13 protein-coding genes and 1 pseudogene are annotated in these 14,654 nt (G+C 66.0%); 8 read left to right on the top strand and 6 right to left on the bottom strand.

Annotated features, from left to right (window positions below; all coding sequences use genetic code 11):
* The first annotated feature begins 35 nt into the window (after positions 1-35).
* From ACN0WF_RS04750 to ACN0WF_RS04765, 4 genes are all read left to right on the top strand, one after another.
* Positions 36-815: a hypothetical protein gene (locus tag ACN0WF_RS04750; protein ID WP_417771629.1), complete on the top strand. Its 780-nt coding sequence runs from the start codon at positions 36-38 to the stop codon at positions 813-815.
* A gap of 31 nt (positions 816-846) precedes the next feature.
* Positions 847-1,593, top strand: coding sequence for a hypothetical protein (locus ACN0WF_RS04755; protein ID WP_417771630.1), 747 nt, complete (start codon positions 847-849; stop codon positions 1,591-1,593).
* A 220-nt stretch (positions 1,594-1,813) separates the two neighbouring features.
* Positions 1,814-2,596: a 3-hydroxybutyrate dehydrogenase gene (locus tag ACN0WF_RS04760; protein WP_417771631.1), complete on the top strand. Its 783-nt coding sequence runs from the start codon at positions 1,814-1,816 to the stop codon at positions 2,594-2,596.
* 37 nt (positions 2,597-2,633) lie between these two features.
* Positions 2,634-3,659 (top strand): patatin-like phospholipase family protein, encoded by a 1,026-nt coding sequence (locus ACN0WF_RS04765; RefSeq protein ID WP_417771632.1) that lies wholly within the window; start codon positions 2,634-2,636, stop codon positions 3,657-3,659.
* A gap of 451 nt (positions 3,660-4,110) precedes the next feature.
* Here the strand turns inward: ACN0WF_RS04765 and ACN0WF_RS04770 are convergent, their stop codons facing one another.
* Positions 4,111-4,557 carry a L,D-transpeptidase gene (locus tag ACN0WF_RS04770; protein WP_417771633.1) on the bottom strand — a complete coding sequence of 149 codons (447 nt, stop codon included), beginning with the start codon at positions 4,555-4,557 and terminating at the stop codon, positions 4,111-4,113.
* A gap of 256 nt (positions 4,558-4,813) precedes the next feature.
* On the opposite strand from ACN0WF_RS04770, the gene ACN0WF_RS04775 reads away from it, so the two are divergent.
* Entirely contained in the window at positions 4,814-5,674 is an 861-nt protein-coding gene (locus ACN0WF_RS04775) for a pentapeptide repeat-containing protein (RefSeq protein ID WP_417771634.1), read from the top strand.
* Between the two features lie 91 nt (positions 5,675-5,765).
* On the opposite strand, the gene ACN0WF_RS04780 is transcribed toward ACN0WF_RS04775, so the two are convergent.
* Entirely contained in the window at positions 5,766-6,587 is an 822-nt protein-coding gene (locus tag ACN0WF_RS04780) for a MipA/OmpV family protein (RefSeq protein WP_417771635.1), read from the bottom strand.
* Between the two features lie 125 nt (positions 6,588-6,712).
* Positions 6,713-7,942: a urate hydroxylase PuuD gene (locus tag ACN0WF_RS04785; protein WP_417771636.1), complete on the bottom strand. Its 1,230-nt coding sequence runs from the start codon at positions 7,940-7,942 to the stop codon at positions 6,713-6,715.
* A gap of 261 nt (positions 7,943-8,203) precedes the next feature.
* Here ACN0WF_RS04785 and ACN0WF_RS04790 point away from each other — a divergent pair, with 261 nt between their 5' ends.
* The 3 genes and pseudogenes from ACN0WF_RS04790 (at position 8,204) to alc (ending at position 11,020) form a co-directional block, all read left to right on the top strand.
* The gene (locus ACN0WF_RS04790; RefSeq protein ID WP_417771637.1) at positions 8,204-9,133 is read left to right on the top strand and encodes a LysR substrate-binding domain-containing protein; all 930 of its coding nucleotides are present in this window, start codon (positions 8,204-8,206) and stop codon (positions 9,131-9,133) included.
* A 308-nt stretch (positions 9,134-9,441) separates the two neighbouring features.
* A pseudogene (gene uraD, locus ACN0WF_RS04795) lies at positions 9,442-9,942 on the top strand (2-oxo-4-hydroxy-4-carboxy-5-ureidoimidazoline decarboxylase); the annotation flags it as partial.
* A gap of 64 nt (positions 9,943-10,006) precedes the next feature.
* Positions 10,007-11,020, top strand: coding sequence for an allantoicase (alc, locus tag ACN0WF_RS04800; protein WP_417771638.1), 1,014 nt, complete (start codon positions 10,007-10,009; stop codon positions 11,018-11,020).
* Between the two features lie 52 nt (positions 11,021-11,072).
* On the opposite strand, the gene asnB is transcribed toward alc, so the two are convergent.
* The 3 genes from asnB to ACN0WF_RS04815 all read right to left on the bottom strand — a co-directional run bounded on the left by asnB (position 11,073) and on the right by ACN0WF_RS04815 (position 14,493).
* On the bottom strand, positions 11,073-13,034 hold the full coding sequence (gene asnB / locus ACN0WF_RS04805; RefSeq protein ID WP_417771639.1) for an asparagine synthase (glutamine-hydrolyzing): 1,962 nt from the start codon (positions 13,032-13,034) through the stop codon (positions 11,073-11,075).
* 148 nt (positions 13,035-13,182) lie between these two features.
* Positions 13,183-13,929: a glutamine amidotransferase gene (locus tag ACN0WF_RS04810; protein WP_417771640.1), complete on the bottom strand. Its 747-nt coding sequence runs from the start codon at positions 13,927-13,929 to the stop codon at positions 13,183-13,185.
* A gap of 69 nt (positions 13,930-13,998) precedes the next feature.
* Entirely contained in the window at positions 13,999-14,493 is a 495-nt protein-coding gene (locus ACN0WF_RS04815; RefSeq protein ID WP_417771641.1) for a TerB family tellurite resistance protein, read from the bottom strand.
* Positions 14,494-14,654 lie beyond the last annotated feature (161 nt).

Below are 14,654 nucleotides of genomic sequence, written 5' to 3' on the forward strand. Positions count from 1 at the left end.
TGCAGCATCGCGGGTTTGATCGTCAAGGGGGCACAATGTTCGTCAACACCACCGTCCGGCTCTTTACCGGTTCGTTCAAGGCGCTCTTCGCTGATTTCGACGTCTTCCTCCGGATCTGCTGGGCATGGTATGCGCTGATTGCCGTTCTTTCCGTTGCCGGAACGCTGCTCTTCGGCGACAGCAAGCTGATCGCCCTGCCGATCGTTCTGATCTGGCTGTGCGCGAGTGGCTCGATCGCGGTTGCCTGGCACCGCAATCTTCTGTTGCGGGAAAGCCCGGCCGCCATGAACCTGCGTTTCGGCGGCCGCGAGCTCCGCTATGTCCTGAAAATGTTCCTTGTGGCGTTGATGCTGGTTATCCCGGCAGCCCTGGTTGGCGCTGTGGCGGGGGTGTTCGCGGCCAGCCTCCTGGGCTCGCCGGAAGGCGCCGGCGCCACCGTGTTCATCATCGTCGTTGTGGCGGTGGTTTTGCTCCTGCTGATCCCGCTTCTCATGCGGCTGTCGCTTGTCCTGCCGGCAACCGCGCTCGATGAGCCCCTCGGCTTCCGCGAAGCCTTCGGCAACAGCCAGGGGCTCGGCCTGCCGATGGCGCTGGCCGGCATCGGCCTGGCGCTCGTCGTTGGCGTGTTCGACTATGCTCTTTCGCTTCTCGCCGGCCTTCTGGGCGGCGGATCGATCATCGGGACGATTGCCGTCTTCATCCTCTCCATCGCCCTTCAGATCGCCACCACGGCGCTGCAGATCGGTGTGCTCACGGGTGGCTATTACATCTTTTGCGAGCGGTATGCGCCGGGGCCGGATACCAGGCGGAGCTGACGCCCGGCGGAGGGGCCGGGAGGTCGGGTCGATGTTTCTCGATTATCTTCGCCGCCTGTTGTTCGGTACGCTTTCGGCCTTGAGCGCGGATCGGGGCGTCTTCGTGCGCATCGCCTGGCGCTGGTACGCGATCTGGGGTCTGGTGCTGCTGGCGATCAGCCCCGTGCCGGGCGCCGGCCCGCGCAATCTGGTCCATCTCGCCATGGCGGCGCTTGTCGGCATGGCGGTCGCGGTTCCCTGGCACCGGCATCTGCTCCTGCGTGAGGGCGTTCCGCCTTTTCGGCCGCCGTTCGAGCGGCGGCATCTGCGCTACGGGTTGCGTTACGTTCTGATCGCCGTCGCGACGGTCATAGCGCTTTTCACCGCTGTCTACGTGAGCAACCGCTTTGTCGCGACCCGGGCCGGCGGACTGGGCGTTTTCGCCGTATTGACGATTTTCCTGATCCTGCCGGCGTTGAACCGGGTGTTGCTGATCCTGCCGGCCGCCGCCCTCGATGAGACGCTCGCGCCCGGCGAGGCGTTTGTCGCAGGCTCCGGGCTCGGCCTGCCCATGACGCTGGTCTGGCTCTGTTTCGCGCTCGTTCTTGGCTGTGCGATGTTTCTGGCGCTGCTGGTTGTTGCCATCCTATCGGACCGGGACGGACTCTCCACCTTGGCCCCCTATCTCCTGCCGCCCGTCTGGCACGCGGGAAGCGTCTTTCTCAACGGCGCGCTGATCACCGGCGGCTATTATATTTTCCGTGAGCGCCAGACTTTTCGAAAGCGCCAGAACGTCTGAACACGCCGGAGGTTGCCGCCGCTCGGCCTGCCCGCCTGGGGCTGCTCGTCAAGGAAGCGGAAAGCCTGCCGCAAGGTTGCCGTTAGGGCATGCGACGTCCGGTCGCGCGACCTTGTTGCAGTGCAGCGCCGCCTTATGTTGAATGGGGCGCGCTCAATTCAGAAGAGCTGACGGCTCGGGACGCACGCCGCGAACCGCCGGCAAGACAGGAGACATTCGCATGCTCAAGGACAAGACTGCTCTCGTCACCGGTTCGACCTCCGGCATCGGGCTCGCTATCGCCCGGATCATGGCCAGGAACGGCGCCAATGTCGTCATCAACGGCTTCGGCGACGGCGATGCCATCGAGAAGGAACGTTCCGGTATCGAGACGGAATTCGGCGTCAAATGCGTCTACAGCGGTGCCGACATGACCAAGGGCGACGAGATCGCCGACATGATGGCCGATGCGGCCAAGGAGTTCGGCGCGGTCGACATTCTCGTCAACAACGCCGGCATCCAGCACGTTGCCCCGATCGAAGACTTTCCGATCGACAAGTGGAACGCGATCATCGCCATCAACCTGTCCTCCGCCTTCCACACCATCCATGCCGCGGTTCCCGGCATGCGCAAGAAGGGCTGGGGCCGGATCATCAACACCGGCTCGGCTCATGCGCTCGTCGCCTCGCCCTTCAAGAGCGCCTATGTCGCGGCCAAGCACGGCATCGCCGGGCTGACCAAGACGGTGGCCCTCGAGGTCGCCGAAGCTGGCATTACCGCCAACGCCATCTGCCCGGGTTATGTCTGGACGCCGCTGGTCGAGCGCCAGATCCCCGACACGATGAAGGCTCGCCATATGACCGAGGAAGAGGTCAAGCGCGACGTCCTGCTGGCGGCGCAGCCGACCAAGAAGTTCGTCACCGTCGATCAGGTCGCGGAGATGGCGCTCTATCTGTCCAGCGACGCGGCCTCCTGCATCACCGGTTCGATGATGCAGATGGACGGCGGCTGGGTGGCGCAGTGACGGGCGCGCATCCGGGTCCGCGGAGCATCGGCCGGAGATGAGCGGAAAAACCGAAGCTCCCAAGCCGATCAATCTGGCGCTTCAGGGTGGAGGCGCCCATGGCGCCTACACCTGGGGCGTGCTCGACTGGCTGCTGGAAAGCGGTCGTTTCGTCATCAAGGGGCTGAGCGGAACCTCCGCCGGTGCGATGAATGCGGTGGTGCTGGCGGACGGGCTGCATCGCGGTGGCGAGGATGGGGCGCGCGAGTCGCTTCACAACTTCTGGAAGGCGGTGAGCGACGGGGCGTGGTTCAGCCCGATCCGCCGCTCGCCTCTGGACATGATCCTCGGCCAGTGGAGCCTCGATCTCTCGCCGAGCTTCATTGCCCTTGATCTGGCCACCCATTTCGCCTCGCCCTATGAGTTCAATCCCCTCAACATCAATCCCTTGCGGGAAGTGGTGGAGAAGGCCGTCGACTTCGACGCGGTGCGCGCCTGCGATCATCTCAAGGTCTTCGTCTGCGCCACCAACGTGCGATCGGGCAAGATCAAGGTGTTCGAGGGTGACGAGATCACGCTTGATGCGGTCATGGCCTCGGCCTGCCTGCCGCATGTCTTTCAGGCGGTGGAGATCGACGGTGAGCCGTATTGGGACGGCGGCTACATGGGCAATCCGCCGCTGTTCCCGCTGTTTGGGACCACCGGCACGTCCGACACGGTGCTCGTTCAGATCAACCCGATAGAACGCGCCGAGACGCCGCGGACGGCGCGCGAGATCCTCAACCGGCTCAACGAGATCACCTTCAACTCGACACTCCTGCGCGAGATGCGCGCCATCGAGTTCGTCACCCGGCTGATTCATCAGGGCAAGCTCGATGCGACGCATTACCAGAAGGTGCATCTGCACCGGATCGCGGCGGACGACCTCAAGCCGTTGCAGTCGTCGTCGAAGATGAACGCCGAATGGCGGTTCCTGACGCATCTGCGCGACATCGGCCGCGAGGCCGCTGCCGCCTGGGCGGACGAGAACTATCACCTGGTCGGAGAGCACTCGAGCATCGACCTGAAGGCCGAGTTCATGTGAAACGCAGTGGCGGCGGCGGGTGCGAATCACCTGCCGCCTTCACTGCGAATCACACATGCGCGGCGCGTCCAAATTCCACCCACATCGAAAACATGGTTAACGCATTCTTGCGTTACCTTGCCGTGCGGGGCGCGCGCGGCCTGCGGCTTGCGAAATGCGACGCAGGAAGGGTTAGGGGAAGGTTAATTTCGTCAAGATGTCGTAGGTCGACATCGGGGCACACATCATGTTGTGCCATCAGCGTGCCAACGATTTGGCAACGGTTTTCCGTCATCATTGGCACGCTGATAGTCAGGTAGTGCGTCGTCAGCGATTGGCGGACGAGGGAAGGCGGCAAATGCGACCCCGCTGTCTTCCTTCGTCCCGCCAGGCACCCTAGCGACTTCTCATGCAATCTAGGCGAGCTGGCCCCTTTGGAAAAGGGGGGCAATGCCGTGATCGCCGGTCAAGGTTACCGGGTAATGACGATTCGCGCATTCCGTTTGCCGTAACGTTCGATCAGCGAAAACAGCCGCCGGGCGTTTTCGGTGTGCAGGCGCACGCAGCCATGCGAGGCCGGTCGCCCGAGCGCGCGCACGGCGTTGGTGCCGTGGATGGCGTATCCCCCCAGGAAGAACACCGAATAGGGCATTGGCGAGCCGTGGTACTTCTTCGAGAAGTAGCGGCGGTGCATGCGTCCGGGGCGGAAGGTTCCCGTCGGCGTGCGATAGCCGCGCCGGGCGGTCGATACCGGCCAGGAGGCGGCGTGTCGGCCGTCGACATAGACGATCATGCGCTGGCGGGAAATGTCGATGCGCGCGACAAGGCTGGCAGCGTCGGCGCTGGAGAAAAATCCGGAGAAGACGCCAAGGGCCAGCGCCAGAACGCCAACAGCGGCAAACCGCTTCCACAAGGACATGCTGAAAGGCCCCCCTTTCGCAAAATGCAAAGGTCTCGCTGAATTCGTTAATGAGACCTTGCTATTTCTATCATGCCGCAGGGGAAGAGTCTCGGCGCGATTGCGGCCGAGGCAGCGGCCGCGTGTCGGACGATTGCGTCAACGCTCTTACAAAGTCGGGCCGGGAACCTTAAATCAAGGGGTGCGTTGAAAGATGTGTGCCGCGTCCGGAGGGGCTCCCACCACGATGCGCCATCCCATACGAGAGATCCTTGCCATGACTGACGTTCGTGCCCGCCATATGGTTCCCGCCGCCGCTGCGCTGGGCGTCGCGCTGGCGTTTCTGGCCACCGGCCAGACGCCCGTCGCCCGCGCCTCCGGGGATCTGGAGCAGCTGAAGCGCGAGGGTGCCTGCGAGGGATGCGATCTTCGCCTGTCCGAATTGCGCGGCCTCAAGCTCGATGCTCCAAGGCTCGCGGGGGCGAACCTGCGCGAGACCGACCTCAAGCAGGCCGAGCTTCGCGGCGCGGATCTTTCCGGAGCGGATTTGCGGCGCACCGAACTGGAGCGGGCTGACCTTTCCGGCGCCAACATCTCGAACGCCTCCATGCGCGGCGTCGACCTGGAGAAGGCGATGCTCGATGGCGCCGATCTCTCCGGCTCGGACCTGCGCGATTCGGATCTGATCGAGACGTCGCTTGCCGGAGCCGATCTTTCAGGGACGGATCTGCGCGGCGCGCTGATGATCCGCATGGCCGCCGGCGAGGCCTCGTTCCGGGGCGCGAAGATGGATGGCGCAAATCTGGAGCGCGCCGATCTGATGGGGGCGGATCTTTCCGGCGCGCGCCTGCCGAACGCCGATTTCGATCGGGTGAGGGCGGTTGGAGCGAACTTCAGCAACACGGATCTCTCGGGGGCACGCTTTTCAAGCGCGGACCTTTCCGGTGCGAACTTTAACGGGGCGGTGCTGGAAGGTGCGCTGCTTCGGCGTACCCGGCTGGTTGGCGCGGACCTTTCCGGCGCGCGCGGGCTCCTGCAGGCCCGGCTGGTCGGCGCCTGCGGGGACGCGAGCACGAAGCTTCCCTACGGGATCTCGCTCAAGACCTGCGACGACATGATGCCCGAGGACGACGAGTAGGCGACCCGGATACGCCAGGCTCGACGCAAAAAGGGCCGCCGCTTCATCGGAAGCGGCGGGCCTTTTCGTTGCGTGCGGCCGTCAGCCGGCCTCAGTCGAAGAGGTCGAAGGCGAAGCGATAGGTGACGCCGGCGCCGATGGTGAAGCGGTCGCGCTCGCCGGTCTTGACGATCGGGCTCTTGGCGGCGTCGCCGACATAGCGGTCCCAGCCGGCCTGAAGGTGCAGCGAGGTGGTGTCGTTCATGGCGTAGCTGGCGCGGCCGAGCAGGCCGAGGGTCTTGAAGCCGCCGCTCGGACGGTAGGCGGTCAGCACGCTGCCGGCGGCGCCGGCCTCGGCGGCGCTGACGCCGAAATAGGTGCGCATGTAGTCGCCCGAGGCGAAGTCGGCGCGCGGGCCGAGGCTCAGCTGCAGGCGCTCCATCGGGCTGAAGATCACGTCCGCACCGAGGCGGCCGACCTGACCGGAGTGCCCGTTGATGCCCTGGCGAACCTCGACGAAGGCCTGGAACCAGTCATAGCGGAAGCCGGCGCCGGCGCCGAGCTCGAGCGCCCAGTCGACCTTGTTGGTGCCGGTCAGATGGGCCGCGTCGGAAGCCTTGCGCTCGCCAACGTAGTTGAAGGACGGATAGAAGAAGAAGCCGCGCTTCTTGATCTCGCCATCGGTCACCTGCCCGTAGCCGGGAAAATAGAAGCGGGCGAAGTTGATGATCGGCATCGGCGTGATCATCAGCTTGTCCGACCCTTCGTACTTGGGCTGGACGAGCGCACCAACGCCGAGATCGACGACGTACTGACGCGACGGCACAGGCATGTCCTCCGGCGGCGTCAGGCTGTCCTGTGCACTGGCGACAGTCGCGCCAGCGAGCAGGCTGGCAGCGGCGAGAAGGAGAACGTTCTTCAGTGTCTTGCGCATGGTCGGTCGACCGCTCCGGAAAAGTCGTTGGCTCGATTGCCTTTCTTATAGCTGCAAAATGACCCGCGAATCCTAACGCTGATGCGATTTTGTGCCATTGTTGCAGCCTTGCACCTATGCCGCCCTCAGCGGGTGGCGCTCTCGTACCAGGCGACGAGGCGGGCGCGCTCCTCGGGCTCGACGTAGGTGATGTTGGCCGGTGGCATCGCGTGGGTGAAGCCCGCTTGCAGAGCGATCTCGCGCGCATGGGCGGCGATGTCGGTGTCGGTCTCCAGCAGCACGCCCTTCGGCGCGGCGGCGATGCCCTCCCACAGTGGCTCGCGGGCGTGGCACATGGAGCAACGCGACAGCACGGTGTCGCGCACCGCCTCGAAATGCGGGTCGTCGATGAAGCGCGCCTGGCGCGGGGAGGGACGGGCCTCGGCCAGCTCCGCCGGATCGGCGCCCGGGGCTGGCTGCATCGAGAGCCAGACGATGGCTGCAAACAGCGCCGCGGTGACCAGCCACGTCCACCAGGGCTTGCCCTTGCCGGCGTGCATCGTGTTGAAGAAATGACGGATCGAGACGCCCATCAGGAACACCAGCGAGGCGATCGCCCAGTTCCACGGAGTGGCGAAGGCGAGCGGGTAGTGGTTCGACAGCATCAGGAAAATGACAGGCAATGTCAGATAGTTGTTGTGAAGCGACCGCTGCTTGGCCTGCGCTCCGAGAGCCGGGTCAGGGGTCTTTCCGGCCAGCAGCGCGGCGACGACCTTCTTCTGGTTCGGGATGATGATCATGAAGACATTTGCCGACATGATCGTCGCGGTGAAGACGCCCAGATGCAGGAAGGCGGCGCGGCCGGTGAAGACCTGGGTGTAGCCCCAGGCCATGGCGACCAGAACCAGATAAAGCAGCAGCATCAAACCCGTCGTGCTTCTGCCGAGCGGCGACTTGCACAGCAGGTCGTAGATGATCCAGCCAAGCGCGATGGAGGCGATCGAGACGGCGATCGCGGTCGCGCGTGACATCTCGAGCACGTTCGGGTCGATGAGATAGAGATCGGCGCTGGCGTAGTAGACGACGCACAGGAGCGCGAAGCCGGAAAGCCAGGTGGCGTAGCTCTCCCATTTGAACCAGGTCAGGTGCTCGGGCATCGTCGCCGGGGCCACCAGATACTTGCGGATGTGGTAAAATCCCCCGCCGTGGACCTGCCATTCCTCGCCGTGTGCGCCCTCGGGCAGATCCGGCGCCTTGCGCAGGCCAAGGTCCAGCGCGATGAAATAGAAGGATGATCCGATCCAGGCGATGGCCGTGATCACATGCAGCCAGCGCACGGCGAAGGCGAGCCAGTCCCACATGATCGCCAGTTCCATTCCCGTTCTCCCTCGATTATCGCGCGCCGGATGTGCCGGGCGGCGAGATGCCTGCCCAAGTGGCGAGCACGAAACGTGCCAGAGCCTGAGCGATCCCGCCAGCCGGCTTCGCCGCAAAAGTGACAGACCGGCGATTTACAAATAATGCCGCATATTTTTCCAGCACTCTCAAATTCAACTTGATAATTACCGTACTGCGCCACAGCCTGAGGCCCGGCGTGCGGCAAATGCCCTTCGACGCCAGGAGGTTGGGCGGGGTCTATGTCCTATGTGAACATGTTGCGGGTGTTCGTGCGGGTGGTCGATCTCGGCTCGATGTCGGCGGCCGCGCGCGATCAACGGGTGTCGCCGGCGGTGGTCTCCAGCCGGATCGCGGAACTTGAGAAGCATCTGGGCGTGCGCCTTTTCAACCGCACGACCCGCAAGCTGGCGCCGACCGAGCACGGGACGCTCTTTCACAAGGGGGCGCTGAAGATCCTGGAGGCGATCGAGGAGGCGGAAGCCGCGGTCGCCGCCGTGTCGCGCAATCCCCGGGGCTCGATTTTCGTCGCCGCACCGCTCGGCATCGGGCGGCGGCTGATCGCGCCGCTGGTTCCCCGGTTCAAACAGGCATTTGCGGAGATCGACGTACGGCTGCGGCTCTCCGACCGCAGGCTCGACGTACTGGGCGAGGGGCTCGACATCGCCTTTGTCCTCGGCACGCCGGCAGACTCGGAGCTCAGGATGCGCCCCGTCTTCGACTGCCCTCGGGTGCTCTGCGCGGCCCCGTCCTATCTCAACCGGCGCGGCCGGCCGGAAAGCGGCGCGGCGCTGGTGCGCGACCGGCACGACTGCCTGCTGCTGCGCTTTCCCGGTTCCAGCGAATTTCACTGGACCCTGGTCGGGCCCGACGGGCCGCAGCGCCACGAGGTCTTCGGGCCCTTCGAGTCCGACGACGGCGATGTTCTGACCGACTGGGCGCTTGCCGGGGCCGGGATCGTCAACAAGCCGCTGATCGAGGTCGCCGACCATCTGGCCGCTGGGCGTCTGGAGGTCGTTTGCGCCGAGACGCCGCCGCCGCCGGTGCGGCTTGCCGCGCTCTATCCGCACAAGCGCTACCAGGATCCGAAGATCCGGCTTTTTCTCGATTTCGTCGTCGAGCGCTGCCGGGCGGAGGTGTCGGCGCGGCTCGGGACCTTGCCGGCTGCCTGACAAATCTGCTTCGATTGCTGCAATTCGTGCAAATCGAAGGCCTGAATGACGTCATTTTGTGCGTCGCCGGCCCGCTGGCGTGCAGGGCCGCGACACGCCAGTGACCGGTGTGCAGGCGGGGATTGAGCCCGACGCCGCGGGCACCTGGAAGCGGGGACAGGCGGCGGCAGACGAAATGTCTTTCAATGGAATTTTGATAATCAGGGCTATTATTCTGGATTATCAATAGATCAAATGTGCTCCGCCCGTGCTGCGGAGACGGCAGTGGAGCGTAGAGCGAGATCATGAGCGACGATCGACACCAGCGACCGAGCACGATGACCCGCGACGCCTTCGTCGACCGTTTCGGCGGTGTCTTCGAACATTCGCCCTGGGTCGCCGGACGCGCTTTCGATGCCGGCCTGCCGGAGGCGGCCGACCGTGCCGGCGGGCTGCATGGTGCTCTTTGCGCCGCGTTTCGCGCGGGCAGCGCCGACGAGCGTCTCGGCGTGCTCCTCGCCCACCCGGATCTTGCCGGCAAGCTGGCGGCGGCGAAGCGGCTCACCGCCTCCTCGTCCGCCGAGCAGGCGTCGGCCGGGCTCGACGCGCTTACCGACGCGGAGCGGGCGCGCTTCAGCGAACTCAACGAGGCCTACAAGGCCCGCTACGGCTTTCCCTTCATTCTCGCGGTGAAGGGGCGGACCAAGGCGGAGATTCTCGAGAATTTCGAGGCGCGGGTCGCCAGCGACCGGGAGAGCGAGTTCGAGACGGCCTGTGCCCAGGTCGAACGGATCGCCGGCCTTCGCCTTGCCGACCTGCTCCCCGACTGACTTTCAGACAAATATGAAGCCGGCTTTCTTTCTTTCCAGCCGCTGTTCCCGAAGGACCTTCGCCATGACGACCGTTCCCGCTTCCGACCGCCCGGCTTTCGCGCTGCGCGACATCAATCTTGCCTCAGCCGGCCTCGGCGCGGCGGCGCTTTCGGCGACCGACGACTTCTTCGCTCCGGTCGCGCGCATGCTCGACGACAGCGAGGCGGTGTTCTATCCCGACCGCTATGACGACCACGGAAAGTGGATGGACGGCTGGGAATCGCGCCGCCGCCGGGGGCCGGGCCACGACAGCGCCGTGGTGCGGCTCGCGGCGCGCGGGCGCATCACCGGGTTTGACGTCGACACATCCCATTTCACCGGAAACTATCCCCCCGCCTGCCGCATCGAGGCCTGCGTCTCGCAGGGCGACCCGGACGGGTCGAGCGACTGGGTGGAGCTGGTGCCGATGTCGCCGCTGGGGGCGAGCGCGCATCACTTTTTCGCCTGCGCCGCCGGCACGGCATTCACCCATGTGCGGCTGCATATCCATCCCGATGGCGGCGTGGCGCGCTTTCGTGTCTACGGCCGGCCGGCGCTGGATCCGAAGGCGGCCGGCGGCGGCGAGCTCGACCTTGCCTCGGCGCTCAACGGCGCGCGCATCGTTGCCTTCTCCGACGCCCATTACGGCGCCTATCACCGGCTGCTTGCACCGGGACGCGGCCTCAACATGGGCGACGGCTGGGAAACCCGGCGGCGGCGCGAACCGGGCAACGACTGGATCATCGTCGAGCTCGGGGCGCGTGGCCGCATCGCCCGCGCCGCGCTCGACACCGCTTTCTACAAGGGCAATTTCCCGGAGAGCTTCTCGATTCAGGCAGCGGATCTGGGCGATCTCGCCGGCGATCTGGAGCGGGCCGTGGTCACCTCGTCGATGTTCTGGCCGGAGCTGATCGCGCGCACGCCGCTCACCGCCGATGCGATCCACGATATCCCCGCCGCGCAGGTCCAGGACATCGGTCCGCTCACCCACGTCCGGCTCAACATCTTCCCCGATGGCGGCGTCAGCCGGCTGAGGCTCTTCGGCACGCTGGACTGAGGCGGGGCCGGCACCGAGGCCGCTGTTGAGGCGGGGCGGGTCCGCGCTCGCTTCAGCCGCGGGTTTCGCGTTCCAGGAAGAGCTGGACGACGAACATCGCCCACACGATGTTGGCGCGGCGCTTGTCGCCGGCCAGGAAATCCTCCCAGAACAGCCGCACCAGCGTGGGGTCGAGGACGTCGGTGCGCGCCAGCGTGTCGGGCGCGAACATGTCCTCGGCCAGCGGCCTGAGGGGGCCCTTCAGCCAGCTTGCGGAGGGAATGCCGAAGCCGCGCTTGGGCCGGTCCCAGAGCGCGGCCGGCACATAGCGGTCGAGCACCGCCTTGACCACGCCCTTGCGCTGGCCGTCCATCAGCCGGATGTCGTCGGGCAGGGACAGAGCGAAGCGGACGACGTCCGGATCGAGGAAGGGAACGCGCGTTTCCAGGCTATGGGCCATGGCGGCGCGGTCGACCTTCACCAGGATGTCGTCCGGCAGGTAGTGGGTGAGGTCGAGGAAGCTGGCCTGCTCGAGCGGTGTCCAGTCCGTCTCGGAGGCTACCGTTTCCAGCAGCGGGTGGGTGAGGCGCCGGGTTCCCGGCACCAGCCGGTCGGCGCCGTCGAGCAGGGTGAACTTGCGCTCATAGGCGGCGGTGGCCGATGGGGTGTCGAAACGGGCGAGCTTTTCCTCCAGCCGCAGCCGCAGGCTTGCCGGCGAACGGCCGCCGGCCACGCGGGTGCTTCCGCGCTTTTCCGCCGGGGCGACGAGAAGCGCGAGCTGCGCCCGGATCCAGGCGCGCTGGGCGCCGCGGGCGAGCGCTGAAAAGGGCGAACCCGACCATTGCCGGGCGATGGAATGGTAGCGGCCGTAGCCGGCGAAAAGCTCGTCGGCGGCGTCGCCCGACAGGCTCACCGTCACCTTGGACCGGGCGAAACGGGCGACCAGATAGGTCGGCAGCTGTGACTGGTCGGTGAAGGGCTCGTCGTAGACCTCCGGCATCTTCGCCACCAGGTCGCGCGCCTCTTCGCCGGACAGGTAGATCTCGTTGTGGCTGGTGCCGAGATGGGCGGCGACGGCGCGGGCGAACTCCGCCTCGTTGGTCGCCTTGTCGTCGAAGCCGAGCGAGAAGGTCTCGACCGGCACGCTGCTCAGCGACTGCATCATGGCGGCGACGGTGGAGCTGTCGATGCCGCCGGAGAGGAAAGCGCCAAGCGGCACGTCGGAGATCATCTGGCGGGCGACGGATTCGCGCAGCAGCGAGTCGAGCCGGGTGACCGCGGCCTCGGGCGAGCCGGAGAAGCGGTTGGCGCGGGCGTCGCGTGCCTCGGCGAGCGCATCCCAGAAGAGCGTCTTGCGCCACTGCTCCGGCGCTATCGCCGCCGCGTCGATCTCGACGCAGGCGCCCGGTTCGATCTTCACCACATTCTCGAAGGCGGTGAGGGGGGCGGAAATGTAGCCGTGGCGCAGGCATTGGGCGATGGCCTGCCGGTCGATGCGGCCCTGCCAGCGCGGATGCCGCTTCAACGCCTTGATTTCCGAGGCGAAGGCGATTTCTCCGTCGAAGACCGCGACATGCAGGGGCTTCTCGCCGAAGCGGTCGCGGGTCAGCGTCAGGCGCCGGGTCTCCCGGTCCCAGAGAGCGATGGCGAACATGCCGCTGGTGCGCGACAGCGTTGCCGCCAGCCCCCAGGCGACGACGCCGGCAAGCAGCACCTCGGTGTCGGAATGGCCGCGCCAGACGGGCGCATGGCCTTCCTCCTCCAGCTCCCGACGCAGATCGAGGTAATTGTAGATCTCGCCATTGTAGCAGATCGTGTAGCGGCCGCAGGCGGAGTGCATCGGCTGGGCGCCGGCCTCGGTCAGATCGAGGATCGACAGGCGGCGGTGAACCAGGCCGATGCCGGCGCGCGGATCCGTCCAGGTGGCGTGCGCGTCCGGCCCCCGGTGGGCGATCGCCTCGCCCATGGCGTCGAGAAGGCCCTGGTCCGCGTCGCTGAGGCCGTTCGGCCTGAAAATCCCGGCAATGCCGCACATGTCACGCTCCGTCTCTGGCCGAACAGGTCGTGGCCCAGGTCGCCTTGCGACCCTTAAAGCACGTTGGCGCGGCTGAAAAGGACGAGGCGAGAGGTCCGGGTTTTACCGGAAAACGCGACGAGAGGAAGGCGAGAGCTGCGGCGAAGGCCTATTCGGCAGCCTCGGCAAGGGCGGGTGCGTCGGCGCGGCCGATCCAGCGGTCAAGGAAACCGTCGAGCCAGGCCTTGACCTCCGGATCGAACACATAGCGCCCGGCGAAATGGTCGCGCCGCTGGCGGGCGCCGGGAAGCGCCATGCGCGGTGCGCCGCGCGTCGTCCAGCGCACCATCATGTGGTAGGTGAGCTCCGGGTGAAACTGGATCGCATAGGCGGCCGGCCCGTAGCGGATCGCCTGATTGGGGTAGGTGTCGCCGGAGGCCAGCAGTTCCGCACCATGGGGCAGGCCGAAGCCCTCGCGATGCCACTGGTAGACCTTGCGCGGCCAGGGCATGAAGGTCTTGCCCGCGCTGGTCGGGTGGAGGTCGTAATAGCCGATCTCGACGAGGCCGTCGTCGTGGCCATAGACCGGCGCGCCGAGGTGGCGGGCCATCATCTGCGCGCCGAGGCAAATGCCGAGAAAGGGCTTCCTCTCTTTCAGCGGCACGCCGATCCAGTCGATCTCGCGCGAGACGAAGGCCTCGGGATCATTGGCGCTCATCGGGCCGCCGAAGACCACCGCGCCGGCATGATCGGCAAGCGTTTCCGGCAGCAGGTCACCGAAGCGCGGGCGTCGGATGTCGAGAGCAAACCCGCGCCGGACAAGCTCTTGTCCGACGCGGCCGGGCGTCGAGGTTTCCTGATGCAGGACGATCAGGACCTTCGGGCGATCTGCAAATTGCTTCGGATCTATGATCATGATCTTGAGTTTAGCGTGCAATCGGGGCCGCCGTCGAGGGGCGTTCGGTCGTGTCCGGCTGAGCGAAACTCAGGAGGCCTCGCCCTCGTCCGCGTCGCCGCTGTCGACATGGGTATGGGCGGCGACCTTGCGGCGCAGCGCCAGCCGCTCGCGCGAGGAGATGCCCATCAGCTCGGCGACGCGCCAGATCGTGTTGTCCTCGAACTCGTGCACCGTGCCGTCGGCGTAGACAAGCTCCCACATCATCTCCAGAACCTTGAGCCGGCCGTCGATGTCGAGCGTGCGCTTCAGCACCGAGGTGAAGCCGTAAAGATCGACAGCCTCGGCGTCGCGCTTCGTCGCCGCCTCGATCAGTTCCGTCGTCATCTCGGGAGTGAGCTGGTAGGTCGTGCGCAGCACCTGCGACAGCATCTCGCGCTCTGCATCATCCACGACGCCGTCGACGGCGATGATGTGAACAAGGAGTGCCGCGGCGGCGAGCCGATGGTCGTCCTCGGCGAAGGTCAGGTCGTCCGCTTCCCCCGTCACCACGGTCTTCAGGAAACGCTTCAACGCTGGAAACATGTGCCCTCCTCAGGTCCGGCCGCGGGGCAGCCCCGCCGCTCAACGCGCTCTGCCGCCGCCGCCCGGCGCCCTTGGCCGGGGCGCCAACGGGCGCGACACGACAGGCCCCAGACGAGCAACATTGGCAATCTTGCCGAAAAAGTCCATGCCGCACGGCAGCA

The organism is Stappia sp., assembly GCF_048268045.1.
Lineage (GTDB): Bacteria > Pseudomonadota > Alphaproteobacteria > Rhizobiales > Stappiaceae > Stappia.

Excerpts from the sequence above, each read along its gene's own strand:
- ACN0WF_RS04810 (WP_417771640.1), bottom strand. The coding sequence starts at position 13,929 with ATGATCATAGATCCGAAGCAATTTGCAGATCGCCCGAAGGTCCTGATC.
- ACN0WF_RS04765 (WP_417771632.1), top strand. The coding sequence starts at position 2,634 with ATGAGCGGAAAAACCGAAGCTCCCAAGCCGATCAATCTGGCGCTTCAG.
- ACN0WF_RS04780 (WP_417771635.1), bottom strand. The coding sequence starts at position 6,587 with ATGCGCAAGACACTGAAGAACGTTCTCCTTCTCGCCGCTGCCAGCCTG.
- alc (WP_417771638.1), top strand. The coding sequence starts at position 10,007 with ATGACGACCGTTCCCGCTTCCGACCGCCCGGCTTTCGCGCTGCGCGAC.
- ACN0WF_RS04770 (WP_417771633.1), bottom strand. The coding sequence starts at position 4,557 with ATGTCCTTGTGGAAGCGGTTTGCCGCTGTTGGCGTTCTGGCGCTGGCC.
- asnB (WP_417771639.1), bottom strand. The coding sequence starts at position 13,034 with ATGTGCGGCATTGCCGGGATTTTCAGGCCGAACGGCCTCAGCGACGCG.
- ACN0WF_RS04750 (WP_417771629.1), top strand. The coding sequence starts at position 36 with ATGTTCGTCAACACCACCGTCCGGCTCTTTACCGGTTCGTTCAAGGCG.
- ACN0WF_RS04815 (WP_417771641.1), bottom strand. The coding sequence starts at position 14,493 with ATGTTTCCAGCGTTGAAGCGTTTCCTGAAGACCGTGGTGACGGGGGAA.
- ACN0WF_RS04755 (WP_417771630.1), top strand. The coding sequence starts at position 847 with ATGTTTCTCGATTATCTTCGCCGCCTGTTGTTCGGTACGCTTTCGGCC.
- ACN0WF_RS04775 (WP_417771634.1), top strand. The coding sequence starts at position 4,814 with ATGACTGACGTTCGTGCCCGCCATATGGTTCCCGCCGCCGCTGCGCTG.
- ACN0WF_RS04785 (WP_417771636.1), bottom strand. The coding sequence starts at position 7,942 with ATGGAACTGGCGATCATGTGGGACTGGCTCGCCTTCGCCGTGCGCTGG.
- ACN0WF_RS04760 (WP_417771631.1), top strand. The coding sequence starts at position 1,814 with ATGCTCAAGGACAAGACTGCTCTCGTCACCGGTTCGACCTCCGGCATC.
- ACN0WF_RS04790 (WP_417771637.1), top strand. The coding sequence starts at position 8,204 with ATGTCCTATGTGAACATGTTGCGGGTGTTCGTGCGGGTGGTCGATCTC.